Origin of the sequence: Sphingobacterium spiritivorum (assembly GCF_016724845.1) — a bacterium.
Lineage (GTDB): Bacteria > Bacteroidota > Bacteroidia > Sphingobacteriales > Sphingobacteriaceae > Sphingobacterium > Sphingobacterium spiritivorum_A.
In genome coordinates this window covers 1,900,161-1,923,040 of record NZ_CP068082.1, presented here as the reverse complement: position 1 = coordinate 1,923,040, position 22,880 = coordinate 1,900,161, and the positions used below count along the sequence as shown (strand labels likewise).

The window sequence follows — 22,880 nt, the reverse complement described above, 5'->3', positions numbered from 1 at the left end:
ATATGAGAAAAATCAGAATAATATTAGCAGAAGACCACTTAGTGGTCAGAAATGGAATCAAATTATTGTTGGATTCTCAGGAAAATTTTGAAGTAGTAGGAGAGGTCGGAAGCGGAAAAGAAGTGTTGGATCTTTTGACCTCGGGAACAGAGGCCGATATCCTGATTACCGATCTGAGTATGCATAATATTGACGGTCTTCAACTGCTGAAAGAGATTGAATCGCGTAATATTGCTCTTAAGGTCATTGTTCTTACTATGCTCGATTGTGATCAGCATGTCGCCAAATCTTTCCAAAGTGGAGCTAAAGCTTATCTGGTAAAAAACGTGGCTGCGGAAGAGATGATCTTCTGCATCAATCATGTCGCAAAAGGGGGGCGATTCCTGTGTGAAGAATTGACAATGAAGTTTATTGATAAGCTTATTGAAAAAGCAGTAACACAACCCACAAAAATCGATCCCGCTGAGCTGGATCTTTCATCACGGGAATTGGAGGTCCTGGAATTGTTGGGTGAAGGTCTTACGAATCTGGAAATATCCAAACGTTTGTTTCTGAGTAAGCGTACCGTTGAGGGACACAGACAGAGTCTCATTGATAAGACCAAATCCAAGAATACACCTGCATTGATCAAATTTGCTATTCTTAATGGTTTAATCGATTAAAAATCACTAAAAGTACTATACCGTATAAATACGTGGAATACAGGGATAAACACCCTTTATCGACAGAGTTGTAAACTTACTGTTGATAAAGGGTGTTTTTATAGTATATAGATTTTTTTACCCACTAAAAATCACAATACTATGAAAAAGACAAAATTAATAATGATGCTCGCTGCAGGCTGTATGCTTTCTGTAGCCGCATGTGGAAACTCAAAAACAGAGAATAGCGGACAATCAACAACTGTTCCTCCCACAAATGGAGAAGACACCCGTTACAATCAGAGTCAGGCAGACTCTTTAGTGATGCCCATCGATTCCAATGTAACCGATACATCTAACACTGATACCAGATAAAAAGGAACGCCATGTTATTCAGAAAGAAAAAAGTAGCTAAGACTATCTTAGAAGAGCCGGATGATCAACCTGCAGGATACGCTATATATTGGACCATCTTAATTGCAATCATCATTTTAGCAATACTCTATTTTGTCTTTTTTAAAGACAGATAGATCACCAAAACATTATACTATGGAAGAAATCAGGAGGTAAAATAGCCTTTTAGCAGATAAACTTAAAACGTATATGGAGATTAACAGCGATAAACTGAACTTTTGCGGAGCATATTTTAGTAAAAAAAAACTCAAACTTATACTTGCTGAGAGTATGACAGCCGGATTTGTAGCGTCCGTAATAAGTCTGGAAATCAATTCCGGAGATTATTTTTTGGGCTCTGTGGTCTGTTATCATGATGATATGAAAATCTCCAGTCTGGGTGTTGATCCGAAACTTATCAAAAAGGCAGGTGCTGTATCCGAAGAGGTCACTCATGCCTTACTAAATGGCCTAAAGGAACAGTATGAAGCACATATTGCTGTGGCAGTCACAGGATTTGCATTTGAAGATAAAGCCAGTAATCCTGAAAACCCCGTAGGAACAGTTTTCATTCAGATCCAATATTTGAATGCATTTATAAATAAAAAATGTCTTTTTACAGGAGAGGCACATGACATCATAACGGCGACAGCCAATGAGATCATTGAGAATCTGTACGAAATGGTGTTGCTGTCAGAGACGCAGGATAAAGATAAGATTTAGCGTTAAGCAATAGCAGGGGACAAAAAAAGCAGTTCTTTCTAAAAAAAACTGCTTATGCAAAAAAAACTATAGTAGTAATTAGCTTAATCTCACATTGATAGCGTTCAATCCTTTTGGAGTGCGCTCTACTTCGTAGGTAACTTCGTCACCTTCTCTAACTTGGTTTTTAAGTCCTGTAGTGTGTACGAAAATATCACCACTACCATCTTGAGGAGTAATAAAACCAAATCCTTTAGTTTCATTAAAAAACTTTACAGTTCCTGTATTCATTGTATTGTATTAAAATTATTTATACAAGAGTACGGTTTTATTTTGGTTAAATTTCGAAATACCTTTAAAAAATTTTTTCATTATGGTAAAAGGCCTTAATTGTTGTTTTATGCCATTTTAACAATTTGCAATTGTAACAAAAAAGCTTAAAAAAGTTGAGAATCAGGGATATCTGAAAGAAGAAACCTGCTGCTGCTGTTCTCTTTTTCAGTAGTATTTTCAGGCCGGTTTTTATCCAAAATAGTTTTCCAGTCAAAGCATTATTAACATATATTTAACTTCGGAATTCAACCTTAACCCTTTTATTTTATTATCTTTGAATATCACATTCTGACAAGATCATTAATATCAGTGCTCTAATTCAGGGCGTAATTGTATCTAATGTCAAAAATAAAGTTCATAAATAATGGTAGCTCATTATTTTCCAAAGACCTTCGTAACAGGGTAAATCAATATTTCGGTACCAATTCCAAAGAAAAAGTTGGGGATTTTCGTCTCTTTCTTAAAGCTATTCTGCTTATTGTATCAGCTTTATCAATATATGTATTTCTTGTTTTCTTCTCCTATCCGGCATGGCTGGGAATTGTATTGAGTATCATATTCGGATGTAATCTGGCGGGTATTGGTTTTAATATTATGCATGATGCGGGACATGATACTTTTTCTGCAAATAAGAAAGTCAATCATGTATTCTCTTACAGTCTCAACTTATTGGGAGGAAGCATCTACTTCTGGAAACTAAAACATAATATTGCTCACCATACCTATACCAATGTACAGGGGCATGATCACGATATAGATGTCAAGTTTATGCGGCTGCATGACGATCAGCCCTTTCGCTGGTACCATAGATTTCAGTATATCTACTTTATTCTGCTTTATTCCATATCGTATATGGCCTGGGTATTCTACCAGGATTATGAAAAATATTTCAGAGGAACAATGAATAAGGGTGGCGATAGTTTTCGTTTTCCAACAAAAGAGAAAGCTATTTTTTGGATAACCAAAGTTTTCCATCTGGGTATTTTCATTGTATTGCCCGTCTGTTTTGCAGGTTGGCAAGCAGCATGTATAGGTCTTGCTATTGCTTTTGTGAGCTGCGGTCTATGCCTTGCATTTGTATTTCAGCTGGCCCATGTCGTAGGTGAAACCCATTTTCCTACTGTCAAGGAACATGAAGATATAAAAGAAGAGTGGATGGTTCACCAGCTGGAAACAACAGCTAATTTTTCAACAAACAATAAATTGCTTTCCTGGCTATTGGGGGGACTTAATTATCAGGTTGAGCATCATTTGTTCCCCAAGATCAGCCATATACACTATCCGGAGATCAATAAACTTGTAAAGCAGACCTGTAAAGATCATGGTATAGGTTATATCGAATTTAAAAGTCTGGGGCAGGCCTTGTGGTCTCACATCCGGCATATTCATAAAATGTCCATTCATGCATAGTCCGCCGACGTTTACTTCGCTATAATTTCAAAATTCGGGAAGCTCTATTTCTTTTTACCGTGTATGGACTTGTTGTTTAGAATAGTAATCTCTTTCGAGCCCAAATCTTTACTTTTTTGGTAGTCTGAAGTCTCTTTTGGCTTTGTGCCTTTCGGTGTTTTCTTGTCTTTGCTCATGATAGTCTATATTTATTTGTTTTTTAATTGACGTTCCAGTTTTTGGATTTCAGCATCTAAAAGATGATAATTGAGATCTATGTAATGATCATATCTGTATTTTCTTTAGTGCAGAGACGATTTTCTGTCCCTCTAAAATCAAAGATTGTATAATAAAAGCTCCTTCTTTAGCTTTCTACATTGCTAAGGGTAATGTGGTGTAATCATGATATTCAGGAGTATCAAACTGAAAGCGTATAATTTGCTTGCTTATCCGGTACAGAAATGAAGAGTCTGTGCTTGTAAAATCCAGCTTGGATATGAAGATAATTTTGGTCTGATTGTTATAGACATGGTAATAAGGAGTGAAAGCATTCATTGTAACAAGTTTTAAAGTTAAAACAGGCTGCAGTGCGTTTACAATGAAGGCATATTTTCAGGTCAAATGACAGGAGAATAGGGTTCAGACTAAAAACAAAGTAGTAATCTACCTGAGCATCTTTATACCAATAGGGCTTCCTAAAGATGAATTTACTGAATATACTAAAAATATCTGTAAATCAGATTTTTAATTTAATATGTCTCCGGTTGCTTTAAGCTATTTCAGCTTGACAAGAGGATGATTCAAACCGTTTACTTCGTTTTTTATAATTTCATATTTATCCAGACTATCTAATAGCTGGGTGAGATTTTTGAACCCGAAGGTGCGGGCATCAAAACTAGGGTCAATTTTTCGTAAAGCCAGTCCGATTTTGGCAATAAAGGTTTCATCATCTTCATTTGTCGCAATCGAGAAGGCCTTGTCAATTTTGATCATTTCAGACTTCGGTAAGACCGCTTTGGATATTTTAACAGTTTCGGGTTTTTTATTGATTTTTTCTGCGATTGCTCTTGTTTGTCTTTTTTTGTTATCTGCAGGCACAGCAGCAATTTCTTCTACCTCCACCAGATTCTCTGTGAAAGTAAAGATTTCACACGAGTTGACAAATGCGATAGGAGTGATTTTTCGGCCTATTCCCATTACAAATAGTCCCTCCTCCCTGATCCGCTTTGCTAATCCGGTATAATCACTGTCACTGGATACAATACAGAAGCCATCCACACTCTTGCCATGCAGGATATCCATAGCATCTATGATAAGAGAACTGTCGGTAGAGTTTTTTCCGGAAGTGTATGAAAATTTTTGAATTGGATTTATCGAATATTCGTTTAGTATATCTTTCCAGCTATTCATTTGCGGACTCGTCCAGTCTCCGTAAATACGTCTGATTGTAGCTTTTCCGTATTTGGAAACCTCAGCTATCAACTCTTTAATCAGACTCGCCTGAGCATTGTCTCCATCAATTAGAACAGCGATATTAAATTTGGAATCGTTCATTTCTGTGTATCTGTTATTTGCATCAGGATAGGAGATTAGGATACATCCTTTTACCTCTATGTCCAATAGTTCCTAATTTATAAAAATTTATTGAGTATGCTGCATGCAGATAGGGATCAAAATATAATACTTTGGCAAATTGAGATTTGTTGTTTTTTCTGATAAATTACTATTTTTAGTGATTCAACCCAACGGAGCAATGAAACCGTGATTAAAACGTTGATAATAGTTATGAAGAAAAACATAATAGGCTACTGTGTCCTTCTTTTGGGAATGCTGATTATTCCAGGGCTGTCTTTAGCGCAGGAGGCAGATACCGTTCCTGAACTGGTTGATGATATTCAGGTCGATGTGAAAAATGTAAGTGTAGACGCAAAGACGAAAACACTGACACTGGATCTTTTTTTAATCTCCTATCAAAAGAATCCGAGAGAATTTAAGCTGAATACATTTGCCACTCAAGTGCTGGATACGAAAGGACAGACCTATATGTATTCGACAATGCAGATGGGGAAGGTGTTGATCAAGCTATCCGACAGACAGAATTACCTCCATTATTTTATGGAAGATGAAGTTCCGGTAGCCTTTAAGATTACGGTAGATAACTGGACGAAGGGAAATAAAGCAAAAGCTGTCAAACTCGTTTTTGAAGACAGCGCTGAAGTTGGTAAATTTATAGAAAAGGCTGTCAATTTGTAACTGACAGCCTTTTTTTTGTATTATCTTGAGTACCGGATTTGTTGACGATCCATCATGCCCATCTGATCTTTCATCATCTTGATCTGCTCTGTCAGCAATTTATTTTTGTCCGCTTTCTTAGCTTCCTGTAAATATTTTTCAGCTTCTCTTTTATTGCGCTTAGCCATAGCAATACCTGCCAGACTCAATTTGGCAAGGGCTACATTATGATCCATATGAAGTCCCAGAGATAGCGCCTTCTTAAAGAATTTTTCAGATTGTAACGGTGCTCTTCGGGATTCAATAAGTCCGATTAGCATATTGTAATATCCGTGCTGTGCAGGGATCAGTTGTTTTTCATAGTTTGTAATTCTGTTTAACCACTGTTCTGCTTTATCCATTTTTTCTTTACGCATAAACCATTGAGCCAACAGCATATTTTCATTGAAAAATACCGTTACCCAGGCTAATATAGTGATCAGAATGCCTAAAACTCCCCATCCCCACTGTCCAAACCAAAAAAGGACAACGGTACCGACTAACAGCAGACAGCTGATAATAATTCGAATTAGATTTGACATGTGTCTTTGATTTTGTACTTTAAATTGCAAATATCCGTTAATTTAGCCGCAAGTACAACTTGTTGACGGGATAAAATTGTAAAAATTGTAAATTTGAAATATGGAAAAGCGTTATGATGAAAGTTGGGACGTGATTTTGAAGCCGCTCTTTAAAGAACCTTACATGCGGTCATTGTCACAATTTGTACAGCAGGAACGGCAACGTTGCCTGATCTTTCCTCCCGAAGATCTGGTTTTAAATGCGTTTAAACTGACTCCGTTGGATGAAGTTAAGGTGGTAATACTGGGGCAGGATCCTTATCACAATGACGGTCAGGCACATGGGCTTTCCTTTTCTGTGCCGGATGGTGTTGCGCTTCCTCCATCACTACGCAATATTTATTCAGAATTGCAGACAGACATTCCGGGATTTACATATCCAGCTACAGGCAACCTGACAAAATGGGCCAGACAAGGCGTGTTATTGCTTAATGCCACCCTTACCGTAAGGGCGCATGAGGCGGGTTCGCATCAAAAAAGAGGTTGGGAATTATTCACAGATCAGATTATACAAAAGATCTCCGAACACTGCAAACACGTTGTTTTCATTCTATGGGGTAGCTATGCTCAGAAAAAGGCTGTTCTGATAGACAAAAGCAAACACCTGATTCTCACTGCAGTGCATCCCTCACCTTTGTCTGTATACCGTGGCTTCTTTGGTTGTAAACATTTCTCCAAAGCCAATGAATATTTAAAAGATCATGGAAGATTACCGATAGACTGGCGGATAGCAATTGATTAAGCAGATTGTTCTGCAGTTCTCTGAAGTGTAAGTTCGCTGTTAGAAAGTCTCTTCACGTGTCTGATGTTGAGTTTCACACCTCGCTGGATAACATGGGTGGTCATGAGGTGACTGTCATACGTGATTTGAAAAGGTTGTTCCGGATTCAAAGCCGGATCGGCAACTCCGACTACAGAATATTCCCACTGGCCGGTAGGTGTATAGCGTGAGACAATTATCTGTTGATTTCCCATTATGCGAAAGGCATACCATGCGCCTTCACCTACTCCGCCCAGATATTGAGATCCATCCGGAACTGAAGCCGGTTTACAATCACATTCCATTCCGCCAATGATAAGATCATCAGGCAGCAAAGCTGCCTTTTGGCTCCGGACATTGTCAGCCAATTTGCTGAGTAAGAACAAAAACGATTGCCAGCGGTTCATTCTGAAATTTTTTAACCCGTTTGCCGGGCTATAGGAATAGACAGATCTGCAATGATTTGCATTTACGACATTACTAATAGGGCTGGACTTGATTGTTTCCGGAAAATTAATCCAGTGCAGCCATGTATATTTTTGAGAGGAGTTGAATAGCAGCCTTGTAATAAAGCGGGAGCAGTTGTTGTTTCCGCGTGCTACAGCTCCGTAAGGAGTAGATCCCTGAAGCACAATACTATCTGCATAATTTTTAGCCTGATCAAAGTTGATGTCTTCCGCTACTGAGAAATACAATTCACCGAATCCCTGCATATCCTCGCGCATAGATTCAAAGTGATGCACAATATTTTCCAGATTGCTGATCTTTCCCTGCTTATCAAACCGGGCTTTGAAATTGATGGCCAATCTGGGATCAGATTTTTTAGACCGGGCTCTGCCATGCCCTCTTGGAGAAATATACCTTCCAAAGTCATAGTACAAGAGTTCACCGGAGGTTGCGCTGACCAGTACAATGCCTGTATGACCGACCTTGAAATTTAAGTTTTTTACAATCCCTATCTTTTTGAAAAACATCATCCATGCTTCATCGCCCCGTATTGTTGAATCGGGCCAGGCAAGAATCAATGCAAAATCTTTAAACTCCGGTACAGTCTTATCCATAGGCTAATATTCCAAAGGGATGATAGGCTCCTTTTTACTGGTAGACATGATCATCATCGTCTGGAATGTCTTTACAAAAGGAATTTTAGATATCTTTTCCATGATGACAGCTTCGTAAGCTTTAATGTCTTTCACATACACTTTTAAGATAAAATCACAATTTCCGGTTACGTGGTGGCATTCGGTTACTTCAGGAATTCCCTTTACAGCTTCCACAAATTCAGGAATTGCATTATGAGTATGAAAATCTAAAGAAATCTGTATAAAAGATTTAATTCCCAGCCCCAGCTTTTCCTCGTCCACAAAAGCATGATAGCTTTTTATAAACCCGGAATTCTCCAGCTTACGTACGCGTTCCAGCGTTGGAGCAGGAGAAAGGCCAATGCTTGAAGCTAACTGCAGGTTGGTCACCCGACCGTTCTCTTGAAGAAGCTTCAAAATTTTTAAGTCAGTTTTGTCAGGCTGAAAAGGCATATTTTCAATTTAGTTTTATGATTAAATGTAAAGATAACAAAAAATATCCGAATAATATTTGGTTATTGGTTCTCTGTATAAACAATTATTCTTGATGTGAAAAATTTTGATTTTTACTTAACTACTTTGTTTATAGCGGTTTAACTTGTTTATGAGGCTTTAGAATGATGTTCCGATGGGAAATAAAGAGCAAAAGTGATCGAAGTCATATTTTTTGTCATAAATAAGCCATCTAACCGATTAAAAAGTATTTTTTTAGGTTCTAAAGTCGTACCTTTGTAGCTTGAAACTGAGTGATAATACTCAGAAGATTTTGATTAAGAGTAGAGATATGAGTACCAAAGATGACGATATTTTAAAAGAGCTGGAGCAGGAGGAGTATAAATACGGTTTTACGACCGATATTGAAATGGATATTGCTCCTACAGGCTTGACAGAAGATACGGTTCGACTTATTTCTGAAAAGAAGAATGAGCCGGAATGGTTATTGGAGTGGCGTTTGAAAGCTTTCCGTCATTTTTTGACGTTAAAGATGCCAACCTGGCAAAATTTTAGAAATCCGGATGTTGATTTTCAGGCTATTTCATACTACGCTGCTCCTAAAGCAAAACCACAATTGAATTCACTGGATGAAGTCGATCCTGAATTGCTTGCTACCTTCGCAAAATTGGGAATTCCGTTGGATGAACAAAAAATATTAGCCGGAGTAGTAGCGGTGGACGCTGTTTTTGACTCTGTATCTGTAAAGACTACATTCCGTGAAAAACTAAAAGAACAGGGAGTTATCTTCTGCTCATTTGGAGAAGCCGTACAGGAATATCCTGAATTAGTTAAAGAGTATCTGGGAACAGTTGTTCCCCAGACAGATAATATCTATGCCGCATTGAATTCTGCCGTATTTTCGGACGGATCATTCGTATACATTCCAAAAGGAGTCAGATGTCCTATGGAGTTGTCAACTTACTTCCGTATCAATGCGCAGAATACCGGACAGTTTGAGCGTACGCTGATTATCGCAGATGAAGGATCATACGTTTCGTATTTGGAGGGATGTACTGCACCTACACGTGATGAAAATCAGTTGCACGCAGCAGTGGTAGAACTGGTTGCTCAAAGAGATGCAGAGATCAAATACTCTACTGTTCAAAACTGGTATCCCGGAGATAAGGATGGTAAGGGCGGTATCTACAACTTTGTAACGAAAAGAGGTATATGTAAAGGTGATAACAGTAAGATTTCCTGGACACAGGTCGAGACCGGATCAGCTATTACATGGAAATATCCCGGAGTTATTCTCAAAGGAGATAATTCTGTAGGTGAATTTTATTCTGTAGCGTTGACTCGTAATATGCAGGTCGCTGATACAGGTACAAAGATGATTCACTTAGGAAAAAATACACGTTCTAAAATTGTTTCTAAAGGCATCTCAGCAGGAAAGAGCCACAACAGTTACAGAGGCTTGGTGAAGATCGGTCCAAATGCGGACAATTCACGTAATTTTACACAATGTGACTCTTTATTGATCGGTGACAAATGCGGAGCACATACTTTCCCATATATCGAGAATAAAAACAGAACTGCAGTATTGGAACATGAGGCCACTACTTCTAAGATCGGGGAAGATCAGGTGTTTTATCTGAATCAAAGAGGAATTGATTCCGAGAAAGCGGTAGGACTTATTGTTAACGGTTATGCCAAAGAAGTCCTGAATCAATTACCAATGGAATTTGCTGTGGAAGCACAAAAACTACTGGCTATTTCCTTAGAGGGAAGTGTTGGATAGTAGCAGGATCATAATAAAATTAAATATCGACAAAAATATAAGGAGCTGTCAGCAGAAGTAAAGTAATTTGCCGAACCGATGATGCCGATCTCCAAATGATAAAGAATATGTTAAGTATTAAGAATTTACATGCGTCTGTTGAAGACAAACAAATATTAAAAGGCTTAAACCTGGAAGTAAAAGCAGGAGAGGTTCATGCCATTATGGGGCCTAATGGTGCAGGAAAGAGCACATTGGGAAATGTACTGGCTGGCCGTGAAAGCTACGAAGTGACAGATGGTACTGCCTTATTGGATGGTGTAGATTTACTGGATCTTTCTCCGGAAGACCGTGCGCGTGAAGGCCTGTTTCTGGCTTTTCAATATCCGGTAGAAATTCCGGGAGTTTCAAATATTAATTTCCTGAAGACAGCTGTAAATGATATTCGTGCTTACAAAGGCTTAGCGCCTATGGAAGCTAAAGAATTCTTGCAGATGGTAAAAGAAAAACAGAAGCTTGTAGAGTTTTCTGCAAATCTTGCCAATCGTTCATTAAATGAAGGCTTTTCAGGTGGTGAGAAAAAACGTAACGAAATATTTCAACTGGCGATGCTGAATCCGAAATTATCTATTCTGGATGAAACTGATTCCGGTTTGGATATTGATGCGTTGCGCGTTGTAGCAAACGGCGTTAACCAATTGCGTTCAAAAGACAATGCTTTTGTTGTGATCACACACTACCAGCGTTTATTAGATTATATTGTGCCTGATTTCGTTCACGTACTTTACAATGGACGTATTGTAAAGTCTGGTCCGAAAGAACTTGCTTTGGAACTGGAAGAAAAAGGTTACGATTGGTTAAAAGAATTAGACACACAAAATGCTTGAGGATCTTAGCGGATGGATGAAGTAGCAAGCAGACGGATAGATAATAACATGAGTACATTGATAGCAGATTCATTATTTCAACAATTGGTAGACGGATTTCAGGAGCAGGAAAATGCTTCCGAAACTGTAGCCTTGACTAAATTACGTCAGGATGCTTTTGACAAATTTCGTCAGGTCGGTTTTCCAACCGTGAAAAATGAAGATTGGAAATATACAAATGTCCACAGCCTGGTAAACAAAACGTATGTTTTGAATCCGGATGTGGATATTGATGGTTTGGATTTCAGTAAAGCTGATATTCCGGATCTGGATGCACATCGCATAGTATTGGTAAACGGTCAGTATATTCTGGCATTTTCTTCCCTTGAAGAAGAGATCGGTCTGACTGTGAAGCCTATTGATGATGCAGCGCAGGAAGGTAATTTTATAACACACTTTGCACACTATGCAGATAAGACACAGAATCCTTTCGTAGCGTTGAACACAGCTTTATATACATCAGGTTTATATATAGATGTGGCAAAAGGTAAGACATTACAAAAGCCCATTCATATCGTACACGTAGCGACCGGAGCTGAAGATTTCTTCACGCAAACCCGTAACCTGATCGTACTGGAGCCTCATGCAGAAGCTGAAATTATTGAATCATTCATCACATTAGACGGTTCGGCAAAGAACGTACAGAATAAAGTGACTGAGATTGTAGTACAGGAGAATGCAAAATTACAACACTACTATCTTCAGGTTTCGGCATCTGTAAGTCATTATTTAAATCATACAGAAGTATATCAGGAAAAATATAGTTTATATAATAATTATAACTGCAATTTCCCGGGAGCATCTTTTGTGCGTAATGATATCAATGTAAGATTGGATGCTGAATATGTGGAAAGTCACCTGTATGGAATTAATCTGACTGCTGATAATCAGTTTGTCGATAATCATACCGTCGTAGATCATATGAAACCGCATTGTGAATCATACGAATGGTATAAGAATATTCCTCAGGATACTTCTACAGCAGTTTTTAACGGCAAAATCTTTGTTCGTGAGGATGCTCAGAAAACGAATGCTTTTCAGCAAAATAATAATATGCTGATTGGTGATAAATCGACAGTATATACCAAGCCTCAGCTAGAGATCTTTGCAGATGATGTAAAATGTTCTCACGGCTGTACGATGGGACAATTTGACAATGATGCATTGTTTTATTTAAGAGCCCGGGGAATCGGTGAAGAATCGGCTCGGTTACTTTTGGTACACGCCTTTGCGTTTGATGTAACAACAAGGTTTTCCAACCCTTTAGTACGTCAATATGTAGAAAATCTGGTAGATGCCGGATTGAGAGATTAAGAAATATGCAGATTGCATAAAAAAAGCGTTTAAGATCATTCTTAAACGCTTTTTTTATGGATTTCTATAGCAGGGTTCACCTTTAATAATTCACGTATAAACTGATCATTAGTGTCCGGGCTCAGGTATACTTCCGCATATGTATGGTAGTAAATGATAATACCTTTTCTTGCTCCTGCAAGTTTAAATCCCATCCACATAGTAGTATCGGTATCAATTCTCCTTATCGCATTTATTTTTATACGTTCCTTATAAAATCCGGCTATGCAATCAATATAATCCGGCCCGATGATATACTGTATACGGAAGCTCATCCAGAGTAATATCCCTATTGCCGTCAAGGCAGGGGTAAGAGAAATAAGGATTTGAAACAGGGTAGCCCCTTCTTTGATATACATTATCAGTAAGAAGGCTATTATTGTAAGGCAACAGGTGAAAATGACTCCAAGGACTAACGGATCTTTTCTGCTTTTGAAAATCATATCAGTGCTGAGTTTTTAGAATAGATTAGGATCTCAAAGTAAGAATTCTAAGGCTAAAGAGAAAATAAATTTTAACAGAAAGTGTAGATAAGAAGGATATTCGATGAGAATTACATAAAAAAGGAAAGCCTCTGAAAATTTTCAAAGGCTTTCCTTTTTTGAGCGAAAGACGAGATTCGAACTCGCGACCCCAACCTTGGCAAGGTTGTGCTCTACCAACTGAGCTACTTTCGCTTTTGGTAATGCAAAAATACGGTTTGTGCTTTATTCTGACAAATAAAATTTCAATTTTATAGTAATGATATGGCATTCACGCAGTTAATCCCGTCTATAGCAGCAGAAACAATACCACCGGCATATCCAGCTCCTTCACCACAGGGATAAAGGCCTTTTATCTGCGGATGCTGTAAGGTTTCCTTATCTCTGGGAATACGTACGGGAGATGAAGTCCGGGACTCGACACCTACCAATATTGCCTCATTTGTGTAATATCCTTTCATCTTTTTGCCAAATACAGGTAATGCTCCCCGCAAAGCCTTAAACACGAAATCAGGAAGTACTTCATCCAGATCTACACTTCCAGTGCCAGGCTTGTATGAATTTGAGGGCAGATCTGTAGAAACTCTCTTCTCAACAAAGTCGACCATACGCTGAGCCGGCGCAACAAGATTACCTCCGCCTAAGCGGAATGCCTGTTGTTCGATCTGACGTTGGAAATCCAATAAAGCAAAAGGATCAGTGGCAGCATTGGGTACGTCTTCCAGATTAATCTGTGTAACTGTGCCTGAATTTGCATGTGGATTATTGCGTCTGGAAGGAGACCATCCGTTTACAACGATTTCATTTTCATCCGTGGCGCAGGGAGCAATTATACCACCGGGACACATACAGAACGAAAATACACCGCGGTTATCCACTTGTTCTACCAGACTGTAATAAGCAGGGGGGAGATTTTCATGACGTGTGCTGCAATGGTACTGTGCCTGATCAATAATCTCCTGCGGATGTTCGATGCGTACACCCAGCGCAAAAGCTTTTGCTTCTACTAACCAGTTCTTTTGACGGAACAGCTCGAAAATATCCCGGGCAGAATGTCCTGTTGCCAGAATCACATGTTCAGCTTTGAGTTGCGATCCGTTTGCCAGTGTGACACCCCTTACGTTGCCAAAGGATTCGTTGATATCATTGACACGCTGGTCAAAGATAAATTCTCCGCCATATTCGAGAATGGTGTCCCGCATCGCTTCAATAATATGCGGTAGCTTATTTGTACCGATATGCGGGCGTGCGTCTACCAGAATATCTGATGTCGCCCCGTGATTGACAAAAATCTGCAATACATTTTGCACATCACCACGTTTGTCAGACCGCGTATAGAGCTTCCCGTCGGAATATGTGCCGGCTCCTCCTTCACCAAAGCAATAATTGGATTCCGGATTGACAGCCCCTTCACGTGTAATCTTAGCTAAGTCGCGGCGGCGTTCGCGGACAGGCTTACCGCGCTCGATAACAATAGGTTTGAGACCTCGTTCAATACATCTGTATGCGGCAAATAAACCTGCAGGACCAGCACCTATGATGATGACAGGTTTGGCGTCTTTAACAGTAGTAAGGGTCGGATGAAAAATATTGCTAACAGGCTCTTCGTCAATAAAAAAGATTACTCTGATGCGAAAGACAACATTTCTTCCTCTGGCATCGATAGAGCGTTTTCTTATTTTGAATCCTTTGATACGGCCTGCCGGCAGGCGCAGTTCTTTAATTCCTTTATCAAGGATATAAGCCTCATCCTGTATATATTCAGGAGCAATGGCTAATTCTATTTCTTTTTGCATGGTCTGGCTGGGTTTTTATCCCAAAACGATGCAAAGATAAGGATTCACTGACAATATTTCACCCCTGTAGAGCGGTGTTTTAAATAAGCGTAAAAAATATGCTATTGGTATGTGCTTTGCTATACTCATATGGTATAAAAACATTTTAGTATATTTAAAAGTTAATTAGATTAAAACTTTACACATGAAAAGATTATTAGTAGCAATTGTGGGCTTATTCACAGCATTATCATTCAGTTCCTGCGGTTACAATACAATGGTTTCCAAAGATGAGAATGTAAAAGCAAAATGGGCTCAGGTCGAAAATGCATACCAGCGTCGTGCAGATTTGATCCCTAATTTGGTTAATACCGTTAAAGGTGCCGCAAAACATGAGGAGGGAACCTTGACTGCGGTTGTAGAGGCTCGCGCCAAAGCAACATCTGTTACAGTCGATCCTTCAAATCTTACGGAAGAATCTATCGCTAACTACCAACAGACTCAGGATGCACTTTCTCAGTCTATCGGACGATTGTTAGTAAGTGTAGAGGCCTATCCTGACCTGAAAGCTAATCAAAACTTTCTGGAACTTCAGGCGCAGCTTGAAGGAACGGAAAATCGTATTTCAGTAGAAAGAAGAGCTTTCAATGAAGCGGTTCAGGATTACAATACGACGGTAAGAAGTTTTCCGAATAATATTATGGCGGGAATCTTTGGATTTAAATCAAAAGGAACATTTAAAGCTGCCGAGGGATCTGATAAAGCTCCTCAGGTATCATTTTAGTGAAAATCATACATAAGATGGACAGTCCGGATCTCAGATCCCGATTGTTCATCTTTTTTTAATCTTGCATATGCAGATATTAAATAGCGAAGAACAGGAAAAGATCGCTCATGCGATAAGTCTGGCTGAAAATATGACCTCCGGGGAGATTCGCATCGTTATGGAACGTATGTGTAAAGACAAGGATCCTATAAAAAGAGCAGTGTCCTATTTCGGGAAACTGGAGATGCATAATACTGTTCAGCGAAATGGTGTTCTCATCTATATGGCTGCGGACGATCATGTCTTTGCCATAATCGGTGATGCAGGTATCAATGAGCGGGTAGAAGGGGATTTCTGGGAATCTACGAAAGAATTGATGGCAGAATCTTTTAGAAAAGGAGAACTTGCCAATGGTTTGATTGTCGGTGTACACAGTGTAGCGAAGAAACTTCAACATTTTTACCCCCGTCGTTCAGATGATATCAATGAATTGCCGAATGAAGTTTACTTTGGTGATAACTAATGACCCATATACTTATAGATAATATGTCTAAAATCAAAAAAGCATATTTAAGATCGATGTTCTTGTTTTCGCTCTTCTTTATGCTGTTGCTAAGAGCAGGAGCTCAGGATTTTCCTGCTACCCCGAATCGCCTGGTTAACGATTATACAAGCACATTAAATAGCACACAAGTGCAGGAGCTTGAGCGTAAGTTGCTGGCTTTTGAGGATTCTACTTCCATACAGATTGCTGTAGTGGTGATGAATACAACCGGTGATTACGACATTGCGGATTACGCTGTCAGACTAGCGCAGAAATGGGGAGTGGGTAATAAGAAGTATAATAATGGAATTTTGCTGTTAGTTGCTTTGGGCGACAGGGCTGTAACTATACAGACCGGATACGGTATAGAAGGTACAGTACCTGATGCTATAGCTTATAGAATCATAGAAAATGAAATCAAACCCGCATTCCGGCAAAGAGATTACTATACAGGAATAGATCGGGCAACAAGTGCATTGATTTCTTATACAAAAGGTGAGTATAAGAGCGATCCATCTGACAGGACTCAGGGACAGCCTTCAGGAGGAGGCATATTAAAGATTATTATTTTTGTAGTCATCGTCATTATTGTGCTGGTTGCCCGAAAAGGTGGCGGTGGTGGCGGTAATGGCGGCGGCCGTGTAATAGGTGGTCGCGGAGCTAATGATCTGATATGGTGGACACTGTTGAACGGAATGTTAGGCGGTGGCGGCGGCCGTGGCGGTTCTTCCGGTGGTGACTTCGGCGGCGGTGGTGGCGGATTTGGAGGTTTCGGAGGAGGTGGCTTCGGCGGTGGCGGAGCAAGCGGAAGATGGTAACAAAATTTTTGTAATGACATCCGCAGAAAACACTTTAAAAACCGTTATAATAGATAGCGTACATAGATTTTTAAACAAATACAATTAAATTATAATGAAGAAATCGATTTTTTTAGGACTTAGCCTTATTCCTGCGCTGGTATTTGCGCAAGAGGACTTTACGGTTCATGGTAAGCTTGCCAATGTCGGAGATAAAGCTAAGGCATATATCCAATATAGAGATAACGGTCAGGCCTTTCTTGACTCTACAGCAGTAGTAAAAGGAGAATTTAAGTTTCATGGTACCGTTACAGAGCCGGTTCAGGCATTTGTAGTTCTTTCTCCTGAAGGTCTGGATCCTCAGTCTATTCCTCAACCGGATCTCACGGCTGTATACCTTTCAAAAGGAGTGGTGAAGATCGAAGGAGATAAAATACTGAAGGATGCAAAAATAAGTGGTAATCAGATCAATGATAACCTTGTTGCTTATAAGCAGGTAATCAAACCTTTTGAGGAACAGTTTGCAGCCTTGAATAATGAATACATGGCAGCTACTGCAGAGCAGAAAAATGATCAGGAGTTTGTAGGAGCTCTTCAGGAAAAGGCACAGGCTATCTTTGAAAAACAACAGGTAGTAAATGATGAATATGTAAAAGCAAATCCTAACAGCTTTATTTCATTAAGTCTCCTGGAAGAAAAGCTTGATCCGGAGTCCGTAAGCGAATTTGTAGAGCCTCAGTTCAAAGCTTTATCTGCAGAATTGAAAAACAGTAAAAAAGGAAAAGCGCTGGAACAGAAAATCGCTGATCTGAAGAAATTAGCTGTTGGATCTGTAGCGCCGGATTTTACGCTTCCTGATACCACAGGCAAACCTTTGGCACTTTCTTCATTGAGAGGCAAATATGTGTTGGTAGATTTCTGGGCAAGCTGGTGCGGGCCCTGCAGACATGAAAACCCGAATGTAGTAGCAGCATTTAATCAGTTTAAGGACAAAAATTTCACAGTACTTGGCGTTTCATTGGATCAGGAAGGAAAAAAAGATGCATGGGTAAATGCTATTAATGCAGATAACCTGCAGGCCTGGCCACATGTTTCAGACCTAAAAGGATGGGGATCGGCGGTTGTAGAACTGTATTCAATCCGAGGAATTCCTCAGAATTTTTTACTTGATCCGCAGGGAAAAATTGTGGCCTCCAATCTAAGAGGAGAAGCTCTAGTAGCTAAGCTTTCTGAGATTTTGAAATAATACATCAAAAATAATAACCATACAAAGGGCTTTTCAATTATGGAAAGCCTTTTGTATTCATTCATCATACTATTAAGATGCGGATACTCTATTCATTATTTATTAGTCTCCTTCTGATTTCAGCTTGCCAATCTCCAAAGAAAGAAGGAGTAGCGATTATCAATCTGGCCGCTCTGGCCGCTTTGCCATTGGATACACCCATTGATCAACTGGCAAAAGATGGGGAATTTATTGAAGTTAACCTCCCTGCAGAAGCGAGGATTGATCAGTTGTCACAGAAAGATCTATCCCTGTTGAAGGCTGCTGCATATCGATTTTATGGCCATGTCAAACTGGTAAATAACCGGTATCAAGTCGATATCAAAGAAGGCAGGGAAATCAATGTGGAGGACGATGTTGTACAAGCTTATATCAAGGCTCTTGGAGAGACCAATAATTTGGCGGATTCATTGCAAAGAGAGGGGCAGGATATCAAGCTGCCGGAGATAACAGATGCGTATAGAAATACACTTTTAAAATAAAAGGAGGTGCATTTGCACCTCCTTTTATTTTATAGGGATAGAATTTCGACAATTCTTGTCAGATTGTCATCAATTTTATCGATATGCTTGATTGCTTTGCTGAACGGGGTATATTTGACCTCTCCGTGGATTAATCCCACCATTTCACCTCTTCTGCCTTCGATCAGGCCTTCGACAGCTCCCACACCTACACGACTCGCCAATACACGATCCATACAGGTCGGAGATCCGCCGCGTTGTATGTGACCTAATATCGAAAGTCGCACATCATAAGAAGGAAAACTCTCCTTGATCTTATCCGCTACAACCATTCCACCCTCCTGATCTCCCTCTGCAACAATGATAATGCGGGAAGCTTTATTCTTACGTGTCTTATCCAGACGCGTCATAATGGCATCATAATCCACTTTGATTTCCGGAATTAATACGGCTTCAGCACCTGTGCTTATTCCCGAGCGAAGAGCTATTAAGCCCGAGTCACGACCCATTACTTCGATTACAAAGAGGCGATCGTGTGATTCTGCAGTGTCTCTGATTTTATCCACAGCATCTACAACAGTATTGATCGCTGTATCGTAGCCAATTGTAAAATCAGTTCCTAATAAATCATTATCGATAGTACCCGGTAAACCCATTACCGGAAAATCAAACTCTTCAATAAACTTGGACGCACCGGTGAAAGTCCCGTCTCCGCCAATCACGACTAATGCATCGATTTCGTGCTTTCTTAAGTTTTCATAGGCTTTCTGACGGCCTTCTATTGTGCGAAACTCATCACTTCTGGCCGTTTTAAGTATGGTTCCTCCTCTTTGGATAATATTAGCTACGGATTTGGCATCCATACTGATAATATCTCCACTTACCATTCCATCATATCCTCTGCGGATACCAAAAACATTTAAATTATAATAGATACCTGTACGGACAACTGCACGGATAGCAGCGTTCATTCCGGGAGCGTCTCCTCCTGATGTTAATACGGCAATATTCTTGATCTTACTCATATATTCAAAGATAATAAGAAATCTTATTTTTTGGCATTAAAAGCATCTAAACCGCTTTGTAAAAATTTGATATAGCTGTCAATATTGTAATCCGCCCCGCTTGGTGGCACCAATACATTACCTTCCGTATCTACAATAACATATAGCGGTTGTGAATTACTATTGAATGCAGAGGCCTGAAAGTCACTGTTTTTATTTCCTATAGTACGAATCTTTTTACCGCTGAATTTAGAAACATATTGTTCTTCAGGAGTCAGTTCGGTCTTGTCGTCTACAAATAATTCTGCCATTACGAATTGTTCTTTTAACAACTTGGCAACTCTCGGATCTGTCCAGACATTGGCTTCCATCTGTCTGCAATTGACACAGTTCCATCCTGTAAAGTCGATCATTACCGGTTTGTTCACTTCCTTAGCGGTCTGCAGCGCCTGATCATAATCGTAGTACGGATCAAAACCTTTTGGTGTACCACGCTCATGGAAGATTTCCGCATATTTCTTTACTTTGCCGTCATGTGCCGAAGGTCCTGCAGCCACACCTGCACTAAGATCAAAATCCTGTGTTGCGGAAGGAGGAAGGAAAGCCGAAATAGATTTCAGCGGTGCTCCCCACAACCCCGGAACCATGTAGACAACAAAAGAAAATACAATTATGGCTAAAAGTGTGCGCGGCACAGACATATATGCTAAGTCACTGTCATGCGAGAATTTGATCTTACCTATTAAATACAGTCCCATAAGTCCGAAGATCACGATCCACAAGGAAAGAAATACTTCGCGGTCAAGCCAGTTCCAGTGGTAGGCCAGATCTACGTTGGAAAGAAATTTTAATGCTAATGCAAGCTCCAAAAATCCCAGAACCACTTTGACACTGTTAAGCCATCCGCCTGATTTTGGCATTGACTTTAGCAGAGACGGGAATAAGGCAAACAATGCAAAAGGGATGGCCAGTGCAACCGAAAATCCCAGCATACCAATCGCCGGCCCCAAACGATCTCCTTTGGAAGCGGCATCGACAAGTAATGTTCCGATAATAGGACCTGTACAGGAGAAGGACACGACCGCAAGACTAAAGGCCATGAAAAATAATCCTATAAGACCTCCTTTATCAGATTTGGAGTCGATCTTGTTGACAAATGAGCTTGGCAGCGTAATTTCAAATGCTCCGAAAAAGGAAGCAGCAAAAACAACCAGCAAGATAAAAAAGAAGAAATTAAAGAATCCGTTTGTCGATAGGGCATTCAGTGCATCAGAACCAAAGGTAATGGTGACCAGCATCCCTAACGCCACATAGATAACAATAATAAAGAATCCATACAACAATGCCTGCTGTACAGCTTTCGCTCTGCTGCCGGCTTTCTTCGTGAAAAAACTCACCGTTAGCGGAACCATAGGAAAGATACAAGGCATCAGAAAAGCCAGAAATCCACCTACCAATCCGGCAATAAAAATGGTCCAAAGAGATTTTTCCTGATTATTGTCTGTTGTATTAGTCTGTGCGACCTGCTTTACGCCAGTTGTATCTGTGGTAATCGTATCTGTAGAAGATACTTCATCCTGACCATCCGAAAACTCCAGATCTGAAGGGATCTCCGTGAGTACGGCGCTGTCAGTGGAGCTGCTATCCTGTACATTCAACGCAAACGAAGCTGTAGAAAATGTCAGAAATAACGTAAGTAAAAGAAAATGAAGTTTTTTCATGTTTATGGATAAGAAATATCAAAAATAAAAAAAAGGCAGTAAACGAGTTTACCGCCAAAATTCATATTAACTTAAATTTTTTAAATTACTTAATCTGCGCAGTAAAAGCATATTCGTCCGGTGGAAGACAACGGGAATCATCACACACCATGAATTCTACTTTACCCTTTACTGCAGTCTGTCCTTTTTTAAGTTTGACTTTTTGTGCAAAAATGACTTCTTTCTCAAAGAATTTTACGTTCATTTTAAAGGCATCCTCATATTTTGATTTTGGAGTAGGTTCCGCTGTTTTGCCGGCTAATGTAAAGTCTTTAGAGGGAGTAAAGCTAAAAGAAGTCGCTACCGGACCGCCTTCACCAACATTTTGAGAATAAATGTGCCATCCTTTGTCAATAGTAGCTTTTATATACACAATGGCTTCTGTATTGCTGGTCTTTTTAGTCGCAACGGACCATTTAACAGGATTCAGAATCTGTGCATGTGTACTCACTACCGTAAATAATATAGCAACGATTAATAAACTTAATTTTTTCATTTTCATCTTTTAATATGTTATACCTCTATTTATGATTACTACTTTCATTAAAAGGTTTAATTAACCTTGTACAAAAATAGCGTAAAAGTTCTTTGTTAAACTAATCTCAAAGTAAAATTGTCGTTGCCTATAGCTGGTACGCGATCTCTTTTAAATTAAAAGAGATGAGCTTTTTTCCGAAATCAACCCATAGCTGACCTTCCTTGTCCACCTCTGTAATAGTGCCTTCGACTGTTACATTATCAATAAGGAAATTATGTTTTTCGCCGCGCCACATAAGGATCGAGTTATAGTCCTTCAATAATTCTGTCCCATCTCCGGCCTTTAGCCGGTCATACTGTGTTTCTAAATAATAGAAAAGCTCAGGCAAAAGGCTTTCTATGCAGATGTCGTCCGGTTTTTGCAGCAATTTTTTTAAAGAACAGACTTTATGACTGATTTCGCTGGGAAAATCAGTTTGATTAATATTTATACCCATTCCTATAATACTGCTCGAAATAGAATCTTTTTTAATTTGATTTTCGATAAGAATTCCGCAGATTTTCTGTTGATTGGCCATGATGTCATTTGGCCACTTTACAGTTATTTGTGCATTTGTTTGCGTTTGTAGCCATTTTGCAATACCCAGACTTATGGCCACATTTAAAAAAAATTGTTTGGATATCGCTAAAAAAGAAGGATAAAGTAAGATGCTTAAGGTGAGGTTTTTGCCGGGTTCTGATCGCCAGATATTACCCCTTTGGCCTTTTCCCTGGAATTGTTCTGTTGCCATAATGGCAGAACCCTCCGCAAATGGCTTGAAATTTGACAGTTGTTCTCTTAAATAATCATTTGTAGAAGCCACCCGGTCCAACTTTATTAAGT

27 protein-coding genes and 1 tRNA gene are annotated in these 22,880 nt (G+C 39.5%); 14 read left to right on the top strand and 14 right to left on the bottom strand.

From position 1 onward, the window contains the following. Positions 1-2 precede the first annotated feature (2 nt). The 3 genes from I6J03_RS08045 (at position 3) to I6J03_RS08035 (ending at position 1,757) form a co-directional block, all read left to right on the top strand. Positions 3-662 (top strand): response regulator transcription factor, encoded by a 660-nt coding sequence (locus tag I6J03_RS08045; protein WP_003009161.1) that lies wholly within the window; start codon positions 3-5, stop codon positions 660-662. Positions 663-803: 141 nt separating this feature from the next. After that, on the top strand, positions 804-1,016 hold the full coding sequence (locus tag I6J03_RS08040) for a hypothetical protein (protein WP_003009159.1): 213 nt from the start codon (positions 804-806) through the stop codon (positions 1,014-1,016). Positions 1,017-1,244: 228 nt separating this feature from the next. Beyond that, positions 1,245-1,757, top strand: coding sequence for a CinA family protein (locus tag I6J03_RS08035; RefSeq protein ID WP_003009155.1), 513 nt, complete (start codon positions 1,245-1,247; stop codon positions 1,755-1,757). Positions 1,758-1,835: 78 nt separating this feature from the next. Here the strand turns inward: I6J03_RS08035 and I6J03_RS08030 are convergent, their stop codons facing one another. Continuing rightward, on the bottom strand, positions 1,836-2,027 hold the full coding sequence (locus I6J03_RS08030) for a cold-shock protein (protein WP_003009153.1): 192 nt from the start codon (positions 2,025-2,027) through the stop codon (positions 1,836-1,838). Between the two features lie 381 nt (positions 2,028-2,408). On the opposite strand from I6J03_RS08030, the gene I6J03_RS08025 reads away from it, so the two are divergent. Beyond that, the gene (locus I6J03_RS08025) at positions 2,409-3,479 is read left to right on the top strand and encodes a fatty acid desaturase family protein (protein WP_003009150.1); all 1,071 of its coding nucleotides are present in this window, start codon (positions 2,409-2,411) and stop codon (positions 3,477-3,479) included. Positions 3,480-3,523: 44 nt separating this feature from the next. On the opposite strand, the gene I6J03_RS22790 is transcribed toward I6J03_RS08025, so the two are convergent. The 3 genes from I6J03_RS22790 to I6J03_RS08015 form a co-directional block, all read right to left on the bottom strand. Continuing rightward, positions 3,524-3,655 carry a hypothetical protein gene (locus I6J03_RS22790; protein ID WP_003009148.1) on the bottom strand — a complete coding sequence of 44 codons (132 nt, stop codon included), beginning with the start codon at positions 3,653-3,655 and terminating at the stop codon, positions 3,524-3,526. Positions 3,656-3,830: 175 nt separating this feature from the next. After that, on the bottom strand, positions 3,831-4,013 hold the full coding sequence (locus I6J03_RS08020; protein ID WP_003009146.1) for a hypothetical protein: 183 nt from the start codon (positions 4,011-4,013) through the stop codon (positions 3,831-3,833). Positions 4,014-4,232: 219 nt separating this feature from the next. Then, positions 4,233-5,012 (bottom strand): NYN domain-containing protein, encoded by a 780-nt coding sequence (locus I6J03_RS08015; protein WP_003009144.1) that lies wholly within the window; start codon positions 5,010-5,012, stop codon positions 4,233-4,235. Between the two features lie 231 nt (positions 5,013-5,243). Here I6J03_RS08015 and I6J03_RS08010 point away from each other — a divergent pair, with 231 nt between their 5' ends. After that, complete coding sequence (locus I6J03_RS08010; RefSeq protein ID WP_003009140.1) at positions 5,244-5,711, top strand: hypothetical protein; 468 nt, start codon at positions 5,244-5,246, stop codon at positions 5,709-5,711. A gap of 20 nt (positions 5,712-5,731) precedes the next feature. Here the strand turns inward: I6J03_RS08010 and I6J03_RS08005 are convergent, their stop codons facing one another. Next, positions 5,732-6,271, bottom strand: coding sequence for a tetratricopeptide repeat protein (locus I6J03_RS08005; protein WP_002998134.1), 540 nt, complete (start codon positions 6,269-6,271; stop codon positions 5,732-5,734). Between the two features lie 100 nt (positions 6,272-6,371). Between I6J03_RS08005 and ung the strand changes: the two genes are divergently transcribed. After that, positions 6,372-7,052 (top strand): uracil-DNA glycosylase, encoded by a 681-nt coding sequence (gene ung / locus I6J03_RS08000; protein WP_003009137.1) that lies wholly within the window; start codon positions 6,372-6,374, stop codon positions 7,050-7,052. Here ung and I6J03_RS07995 read toward each other — a convergent pair. Together I6J03_RS07995 and I6J03_RS07990 are read right to left on the bottom strand one after the other, a co-directional pair. After that, on the bottom strand, positions 7,049-8,131 hold the full coding sequence (locus I6J03_RS07995) for a DUF6695 family protein (protein WP_003009135.1): 1,083 nt from the start codon (positions 8,129-8,131) through the stop codon (positions 7,049-7,051). The two genes, ung and I6J03_RS07995, sit on opposite strands and share 4 nt — an antisense overlap. Before the next feature lie 3 nt (positions 8,132-8,134). Next, positions 8,135-8,605 carry an Lrp/AsnC family transcriptional regulator gene (locus tag I6J03_RS07990; protein WP_002998128.1) on the bottom strand — a complete coding sequence of 157 codons (471 nt, stop codon included), beginning with the start codon at positions 8,603-8,605 and terminating at the stop codon, positions 8,135-8,137. A gap of 331 nt (positions 8,606-8,936) precedes the next feature. On the opposite strand from I6J03_RS07990, the gene sufB reads away from it, so the two are divergent. The 3 genes from sufB to sufD all read left to right on the top strand — a co-directional run bounded on the left by sufB (position 8,937) and on the right by sufD (position 12,607). Then, entirely contained in the window at positions 8,937-10,388 is a 1,452-nt protein-coding gene (gene sufB / locus I6J03_RS07985; RefSeq protein WP_050767799.1) for a Fe-S cluster assembly protein SufB, read from the top strand. Positions 10,389-10,495: 107 nt separating this feature from the next. Then, on the top strand, positions 10,496-11,254 hold the full coding sequence (gene sufC / locus I6J03_RS07980) for a Fe-S cluster assembly ATPase SufC (RefSeq protein WP_037460381.1): 759 nt from the start codon (positions 10,496-10,498) through the stop codon (positions 11,252-11,254). A 48-nt stretch (positions 11,255-11,302) separates the two neighbouring features. Beyond that, entirely contained in the window at positions 11,303-12,607 is a 1,305-nt protein-coding gene (gene sufD, locus I6J03_RS07975; RefSeq protein ID WP_232279766.1) for a Fe-S cluster assembly protein SufD, read from the top strand. A 41-nt stretch (positions 12,608-12,648) separates the two neighbouring features. Here sufD and I6J03_RS07970 read toward each other — a convergent pair whose 3' ends face one another. The 3 genes from I6J03_RS07970 to I6J03_RS07960 all read right to left on the bottom strand — a co-directional run bounded on the left by I6J03_RS07970 (position 12,649) and on the right by I6J03_RS07960 (position 14,924). Then, the gene (locus tag I6J03_RS07970; protein WP_201694289.1) at positions 12,649-13,089 is read right to left on the bottom strand and encodes a PH domain-containing protein; all 441 of its coding nucleotides are present in this window, start codon (positions 13,087-13,089) and stop codon (positions 12,649-12,651) included. 161 nt (positions 13,090-13,250) lie between these two features. Next, a tRNA-Gly gene (locus I6J03_RS07965) sits at positions 13,251-13,323 on the bottom strand. Between the two features lie 56 nt (positions 13,324-13,379). Then, positions 13,380-14,924, bottom strand: coding sequence for an NAD(P)/FAD-dependent oxidoreductase (locus I6J03_RS07960; RefSeq protein ID WP_003009128.1), 1,545 nt, complete (start codon positions 14,922-14,924; stop codon positions 13,380-13,382). Positions 14,925-15,108: 184 nt separating this feature from the next. Here I6J03_RS07960 and I6J03_RS07955 point away from each other — a divergent pair, with 184 nt between their 5' ends. The 5 genes from I6J03_RS07955 (at position 15,109) to I6J03_RS07935 (ending at position 18,777) form a co-directional block, all read left to right on the top strand. Then, positions 15,109-15,687: a LemA family protein gene (locus I6J03_RS07955; RefSeq protein WP_003009126.1), complete on the top strand. Its 579-nt coding sequence runs from the start codon at positions 15,109-15,111 to the stop codon at positions 15,685-15,687. 70 nt (positions 15,688-15,757) lie between these two features. Then, a complete protein-coding gene (locus I6J03_RS07950; RefSeq protein ID WP_003009124.1) occupies positions 15,758-16,192 on the top strand; it encodes a TPM domain-containing protein in 435 nt (144 codons plus the stop codon). After that, the gene (locus I6J03_RS07945; protein WP_003009122.1) at positions 16,192-17,031 is read left to right on the top strand and encodes a TPM domain-containing protein; all 840 of its coding nucleotides are present in this window, start codon (positions 16,192-16,194) and stop codon (positions 17,029-17,031) included. Before I6J03_RS07950 ends, I6J03_RS07945 begins: the two co-directional genes overlap by 1 nt. A gap of 94 nt (positions 17,032-17,125) precedes the next feature. Further along, a complete protein-coding gene (locus tag I6J03_RS07940) occupies positions 17,126-18,256 on the top strand; it encodes a TlpA disulfide reductase family protein (protein WP_003009120.1) in 1,131 nt (376 codons plus the stop codon). A gap of 77 nt (positions 18,257-18,333) precedes the next feature. Then, positions 18,334-18,777, top strand: a complete 444-nt coding sequence (locus I6J03_RS07935) for a hypothetical protein (protein WP_003009118.1) — start codon at positions 18,334-18,336, stop codon at positions 18,775-18,777. Positions 18,778-18,806: 29 nt separating this feature from the next. Here I6J03_RS07935 and pfkA read toward each other — a convergent pair whose 3' ends face one another. The 4 genes from pfkA to I6J03_RS07915 all read right to left on the bottom strand — a co-directional run bounded on the left by pfkA (position 18,807) and on the right by I6J03_RS07915 (position 22,860). Further along, positions 18,807-19,781, bottom strand: a complete 975-nt coding sequence (gene pfkA / locus I6J03_RS07930) for a 6-phosphofructokinase (RefSeq protein ID WP_002998108.1) — start codon at positions 19,779-19,781, stop codon at positions 18,807-18,809. A 23-nt stretch (positions 19,782-19,804) separates the two neighbouring features. Further along, positions 19,805-21,481: a protein-disulfide reductase DsbD family protein gene (locus tag I6J03_RS07925; protein ID WP_003009116.1), complete on the bottom strand. Its 1,677-nt coding sequence runs from the start codon at positions 21,479-21,481 to the stop codon at positions 19,805-19,807. Positions 21,482-21,566: 85 nt separating this feature from the next. Beyond that, positions 21,567-22,022, bottom strand: a complete 456-nt coding sequence (locus I6J03_RS07920; RefSeq protein ID WP_003009114.1) for a protein-disulfide reductase DsbD domain-containing protein — start codon at positions 22,020-22,022, stop codon at positions 21,567-21,569. Positions 22,023-22,143: 121 nt separating this feature from the next. Then, a complete protein-coding gene (locus I6J03_RS07915; protein ID WP_232279765.1) occupies positions 22,144-22,860 on the bottom strand; it encodes a biotin--[acetyl-CoA-carboxylase] ligase in 717 nt (238 codons plus the stop codon). Positions 22,861-22,880: the final 20 nt, after the last annotated feature.

Coding starts and splice junctions, on each gene's coding strand:
- I6J03_RS08045 (WP_003009161.1), top strand. CDS start 3: ATGAGAAAAATCAGAATAATATTAGCAGAAGACCACTTAGTGGTCAGA.
- I6J03_RS08040 (WP_003009159.1), top strand. CDS start 804: ATGAAAAAGACAAAATTAATAATGATGCTCGCTGCAGGCTGTATGCTT.
- I6J03_RS08035 (WP_003009155.1), top strand. CDS start 1,245: ATGGAGATTAACAGCGATAAACTGAACTTTTGCGGAGCATATTTTAGT.
- I6J03_RS08030 (WP_003009153.1), bottom strand. CDS start 2,027: ATGAATACAGGAACTGTAAAGTTTTTTAATGAAACTAAAGGATTTGGT.
- I6J03_RS08025 (WP_003009150.1), top strand. CDS start 2,409: ATGTCAAAAATAAAGTTCATAAATAATGGTAGCTCATTATTTTCCAAA.
- I6J03_RS22790 (WP_003009148.1), bottom strand. CDS start 3,655: ATGAGCAAAGACAAGAAAACACCGAAAGGCACAAAGCCAAAAGAGACT.
- I6J03_RS08020 (WP_003009146.1), bottom strand. CDS start 4,013: ATGAATGCTTTCACTCCTTATTACCATGTCTATAACAATCAGACCAAA.
- I6J03_RS08015 (WP_003009144.1), bottom strand. CDS start 5,012: ATGAACGATTCCAAATTTAATATCGCTGTTCTAATTGATGGAGACAAT.
- I6J03_RS08010 (WP_003009140.1), top strand. CDS start 5,244: ATGAAGAAAAACATAATAGGCTACTGTGTCCTTCTTTTGGGAATGCTG.
- I6J03_RS08005 (WP_002998134.1), bottom strand. CDS start 6,271: ATGTCAAATCTAATTCGAATTATTATCAGCTGTCTGCTGTTAGTCGGT.
- ung (WP_003009137.1), top strand. CDS start 6,372: ATGGAAAAGCGTTATGATGAAAGTTGGGACGTGATTTTGAAGCCGCTC.
- I6J03_RS07995 (WP_003009135.1), bottom strand. CDS start 8,131: ATGGATAAGACTGTACCGGAGTTTAAAGATTTTGCATTGATTCTTGCC.
- I6J03_RS07990 (WP_002998128.1), bottom strand. CDS start 8,605: ATGCCTTTTCAGCCTGACAAAACTGACTTAAAAATTTTGAAGCTTCTT.
- sufB (WP_050767799.1), top strand. CDS start 8,937: ATGAGTACCAAAGATGACGATATTTTAAAAGAGCTGGAGCAGGAGGAG.
- sufC (WP_037460381.1), top strand. CDS start 10,496: ATGTTAAGTATTAAGAATTTACATGCGTCTGTTGAAGACAAACAAATA.
- sufD (WP_232279766.1), top strand. CDS start 11,303: ATGAGTACATTGATAGCAGATTCATTATTTCAACAATTGGTAGACGGA.
- I6J03_RS07970 (WP_201694289.1), bottom strand. CDS start 13,089: ATGATTTTCAAAAGCAGAAAAGATCCGTTAGTCCTTGGAGTCATTTTC.
- I6J03_RS07960 (WP_003009128.1), bottom strand. CDS start 14,924: ATGCAAAAAGAAATAGAATTAGCCATTGCTCCTGAATATATACAGGAT.
- I6J03_RS07955 (WP_003009126.1), top strand. CDS start 15,109: ATGAAAAGATTATTAGTAGCAATTGTGGGCTTATTCACAGCATTATCA.
- I6J03_RS07950 (WP_003009124.1), top strand. CDS start 15,758: ATGCAGATATTAAATAGCGAAGAACAGGAAAAGATCGCTCATGCGATA.
- I6J03_RS07945 (WP_003009122.1), top strand. CDS start 16,192: ATGACCCATATACTTATAGATAATATGTCTAAAATCAAAAAAGCATAT.
- I6J03_RS07940 (WP_003009120.1), top strand. CDS start 17,126: ATGAAGAAATCGATTTTTTTAGGACTTAGCCTTATTCCTGCGCTGGTA.
- I6J03_RS07935 (WP_003009118.1), top strand. CDS start 18,334: ATGCGGATACTCTATTCATTATTTATTAGTCTCCTTCTGATTTCAGCT.
- pfkA (WP_002998108.1), bottom strand. CDS start 19,781: ATGAGTAAGATCAAGAATATTGCCGTATTAACATCAGGAGGAGACGCT.
- I6J03_RS07925 (WP_003009116.1), bottom strand. CDS start 21,481: ATGAAAAAACTTCATTTTCTTTTACTTACGTTATTTCTGACATTTTCT.
- I6J03_RS07920 (WP_003009114.1), bottom strand. CDS start 22,022: ATGAAAATGAAAAAATTAAGTTTATTAATCGTTGCTATATTATTTACG.